General features: G+C 39.2%; 4 protein-coding genes. 2 read left to right on the top strand and 2 right to left on the bottom strand.

Features of this window, described 5'->3' with window-relative positions; translation table 11 throughout:
* Positions 1-50: 50 nt before the first annotated feature.
* A complete protein-coding gene (locus C200_RS04685) occupies positions 51-1,691 on the bottom strand; it encodes an APC family permease (RefSeq protein ID WP_080750117.1) in 1,641 nt (546 codons plus the stop codon).
* Positions 1,692-1,826: 135 nt separating this feature from the next.
* The gene (locus tag C200_RS04680; RefSeq protein ID WP_016210800.1) at positions 1,827-2,654 is read right to left on the bottom strand and encodes a DsbA family protein; all 828 of its coding nucleotides are present in this window, start codon (positions 2,652-2,654) and stop codon (positions 1,827-1,829) included.
* Between the two features lie 366 nt (positions 2,655-3,020).
* Between C200_RS04680 and C200_RS04675 the strand changes: the two genes are divergently transcribed.
* Positions 3,021-3,632 carry a hypothetical protein gene (locus C200_RS04675; RefSeq protein ID WP_075273540.1) on the top strand — a complete coding sequence of 204 codons (612 nt, stop codon included), beginning with the start codon at positions 3,021-3,023 and terminating at the stop codon, positions 3,630-3,632.
* 184 nt (positions 3,633-3,816) lie between these two features.
* Positions 3,817-4,077 (top strand): hypothetical protein, encoded by a 261-nt coding sequence (locus tag C200_RS04670; protein WP_129556527.1) that lies wholly within the window; start codon positions 3,817-3,819, stop codon positions 4,075-4,077.
* The last annotated feature ends 21 nt before the right edge of the window (positions 4,078-4,098 follow it).

The raw sequence follows: 4,098 nt of genomic DNA, 5'->3' as shown, positions 1-4,098 counted from the left end.
GATTATTCAGGTTTTCCAAAAATAGGCAAATGTGCTCTAAATAATCGCTCTTAACTAAATCGATAGTTTTGTCTCATTTCCCCTGACACATTCCGCTGGAGGGTAGGAGAGATTTTAATTACTTGTGTTTCTGTGGCTTTATCCCTGATCCAAGCTAGAGATAGGCGATACATAATGAAAGAAACAAAAATAACACTTGGAAAAAACTGGAGTTTTGATAGTAGGTTATAACCGCCATATTCTTTAGGCCCAATGCTAGACAATGCCGCTAATATAATAATATATATGACCATTAATGAAGAATGTTTTACTGTCTTTTTAAAGTGATTTAAATCAGTTGCAAGTTTAAATTTAGAAAGTAAATAAGCAGCGTAAGCGATGACAGTAAATAAGGCAACATCACCAGTGTAAGGAAACTTTGAAAAGATAAACAGCAGTGATAAAAAGGCAAAAATAACTGGCAATAGTAATTTGGGTAGAGGGGCTCTGAATTTACCGACTAAGTTTTGCTGGTGTAGTTTGCTTAAGCTTAGAGGAATAGACATATAAGAGATGACATAAAATAATGACAAAAAAGAGACGAGCGCTGACCATGAGCGAAACAGTAATAAAAAGATAATTGAAAAGCCAACGGTAAATATTAAAGAGCGACGGCTAAAATTATAGGCACCGATCTTATTAAAAAAGCGTGGCATCTGGCCATCTTGAGACATTGCTGTTAATAGTCGAGTGGTGGATCCAGTGTAAATGAGCCCTGTGCCGGAGGGAGAAATAACAGAGTCTGCATATAAAATAATAGTAATAAAATTAAGGTTTAGTAGGGCGGTGAGCTGAACAAATGGGCTGGTAAAGTTAAGTGATTGCCAGCCTTGCTCTAGGATATGAGGTGAGAGTGCGCCAATGAATGCGATTTGTAGTACTAAATAAATGGCCAGAGTAATCAGGATTGAAAAAATAATCGCCAGAGGAATATCTCGTGTTGGTTGACGTGCTTCTGATGAAAAAGAGAGGATATTTTGAAAACCGTTAAATGAGTAAATCATACCGGCACCAATCATAGCAATAAAAACAGAAGATGGGCCGTAGTTAAGTAAAGGTGCATGGTCATTATGAAAGTTCTGGTGATGAAAAGCTGCAAACATGACCGACAGCCCTGTGACGAGAGGAATTGCGATTTTACAAGTGGTCAGAGCAACATTACTTTTTGATAAAATTTTAATGCCCCAAAAATTGATGAGACCGAAGCTTAAAATCATGACAATGGCAATAATTAGGCCTAATGATGTTAATTGATGGATTTGATTATTAAAGATCATAGGACCAAATGAGTCTGATAGGGAAGAGATGTATTGAACACTTCCTTCTGCTTCGGTTGCGATTACGGCGGTAAGTCCTAGCCAGGTTGAAATGGTACAAATAAAAGCAAACTCTTTATTGTGACTTAAGGTCAGTAGGCGTGCCATTAGGCCGCGTTTAGGGTAAAGAGTTGCGATTTCAGCAAGACAAAGACCTAACAATAGAATGACAACGCTAGTTGTGATCCAAGATAGGCAAGCGGCAGCGCCTGTAATTTTAGCAGCATAATACGAGCTGAATAGCCAACCGGAGCCTATCATGGTGCCAACACCAATAGCGGTTAGGCCAATGACGCCTATTTTATGGGGAGTATGGGGGGGGGGTTCTGTATGCATGAATTTTACCGAGCTAGTTTTGCTAAATTGTAATGATTTAAACTACCATGAGTGGGTTGTTTTTTAGAGCCCGGCAGCATGGGCATGGTTTGAACTACTCAAGAAACTGCCGGTTTTTTGTCAGTCATTATTGGTTTATTGGCTTGCTTTATCGATGGCTTGTTGAATTGCTGTGACAGCTGCAGCTGTGCCTCCTTGTGGGTTAGCCGGGTAACCTGCAAATACGGTGACATTCTTTTCATTAGCACCTGATGTTGGCATGATAACTAGTGCTGGTGTGCCGCGTAGGCCAAGTGCTTCGCCAGCGAGTTGGAAGTTAGCTTGAATTGATGGAGGAGGTGTTTTGCCAGCGCTGAGGAGCGTTTTATCTTTAGTTAAATCAACGCCTGCTTTTTTAGCAACCATATCAACATCTTTATTGGTGAGTTTACCCTCATCTTTACCTGTGGCATAAATGCCGTTGTGATAGTTCATATACATTTTTGCCCCTCCTTGTTTGTAAGCGACTAGGCCCACTTCTGCTGCATACGTGGATGTTGGCCAGCGTTGCCCAAAGATGGGAAAATCTTTAAAGACAAACTTAACCTTAGGGTTGTCTTTCATGATTTTCTCAATGGCGGGAGCGACTTTGCTACAGAAAACACATTGATAGTCAAAGAACTCAACGACGGCAACTTTTGCGTTGCTAGGGCCGACTGTAGGAGTTTTTGGGTCACTTAAAAGCTGTTTTTTAGCATGAAGCACAGCTGTGATTTGTTGTTTCTCTTGAGCTTTCATTTGCTGCTGCTGCAGCTTTTGCCCTGCTTGAATTAGCACTTCAGGATGATTAATGATGTATTGGGCAGCAATTTCACCGATTTTTTCCTGTTGAGCTGCAGTAAATGTTGTTGTGTTTGCTGCAAAAGCGTTGGATAGTACAAATGGCGTCACCAAGCTTAAGCTGGCAAAAAGATACTTTTTCATGAATTAAATAACCTTTGTTAAAACTTCCTTATCCTTATACCAGAAATTTAATCGTATGGATATGTGTGCTAACTGGATTTAATTCAAAGTACCTAAGGAGTGGCCAGAGATAAATGGTCTAAATTTAGTTGGTATCGTTATAGTAAATTACGTAGTGAGGAGCTTTTTAATGACTAGGCTGATTGATAAATAGTTAGTCCACATGATGAGTGTATGTTCTTGAATATCTTACTGTAACTTGCGATTGCTATATTTAAAAAATTTTACTTCAGTGCAGCATCTAGTGCTTGCAATGGTATAATAGTCTCGAGTAGCATGTAGCGATATCCGTAATTATAGCCTTTGCCAGGGAGCTAGGTAGTTAGTATGAGTAAAGTCATTGCAATTTGTCCTTTGTTAGTCGGATGTACTTTCTTGTGCTCTACAAGTGCTGAGTCAGAGTCTGATCCGTCGGTGAGCCAAGATGCTCAATTTATTACAGAAGTGGCAAGAAGTGTTATGCAAGATGATATTTCGCAATCCATTGTAACAGAGTGTAAGTCGATGAATACAGAGTCTCAGTCTGCTTTGATTGCTGAGAAGAATCACTATGTGCCGACAAAAAAGGCTATTCAGCATATGGAAACTGCCATATTAGAATATGGATCAAATTTGGCAGATCATTATGAAAGAGAGCACCCAAGTACGATGTTGGTTACTTATCGAGGTTGGATTACATCTAAACAATGTATAAATAAGCTCAAAGAGACAGTTATGCGTGCTGCACAGGCATTGATTTGTTTGGGCAAAGAGCAAAACGCGGTAAGAGATAGTGCTCAACTTCTACTTATTGATACTGTAGAAGCGGTAGCAATGAAGCAAGATTATGGTGTTAGTGAAGATCAAGAAGATCAGCCATGTGCTATAGGATGGTCATCCACGATGACGTATTATGGTTTAAAAGCATTAGACCAAGCATTAGTGACTTCTAAGCATTGAGCCTAATTTTAGTTTAATCGTGTTGTTATTTTCTTAAATCTGGTTGAATTTAATAAGAGTGATCTATAATCATTTAAAATTATTGATATAAAGTTGATTCTAATTGATAAGAAGTGAATGTTTTATGCTGAGTCGAGGTTTATCTTTATTTTCTCTATTGTTAGTAATGTCTAGTTGCTTAGTTGTGAGTGCGAATTCTAATTCTAAGATCGATGTGATTGCCTTAACAGTGAGTGGGCAGGTTGAGAAAAAAATACGCGTAGAGTGTAATTCTTTGGCAACCGATCACGTCACAGATGATCTTGCTAGTAAAACAAATCGAGACCGTGCTTGGCAGATATATAGTAGCAGTTATGAGCGCTGTATGGCTGAAGCTTTAGATATGATGAGGCAAGACTTGCTGGCTGTGAGTATTCAGCCACAGCTAAGACCTGAGATAAATTAATACTTACGCTGCGAGCCATGG

This window comes from Piscirickettsia salmonis LF-89 = ATCC VR-1361 (assembly GCF_000297215.2).
GTDB lineage: Bacteria > Pseudomonadota > Gammaproteobacteria > Piscirickettsiales > Piscirickettsiaceae > Piscirickettsia > Piscirickettsia salmonis.
Note: the sequence above shows the minus strand (reverse complement) of the source record. Positions and strands in the feature narration are given on the sequence as shown.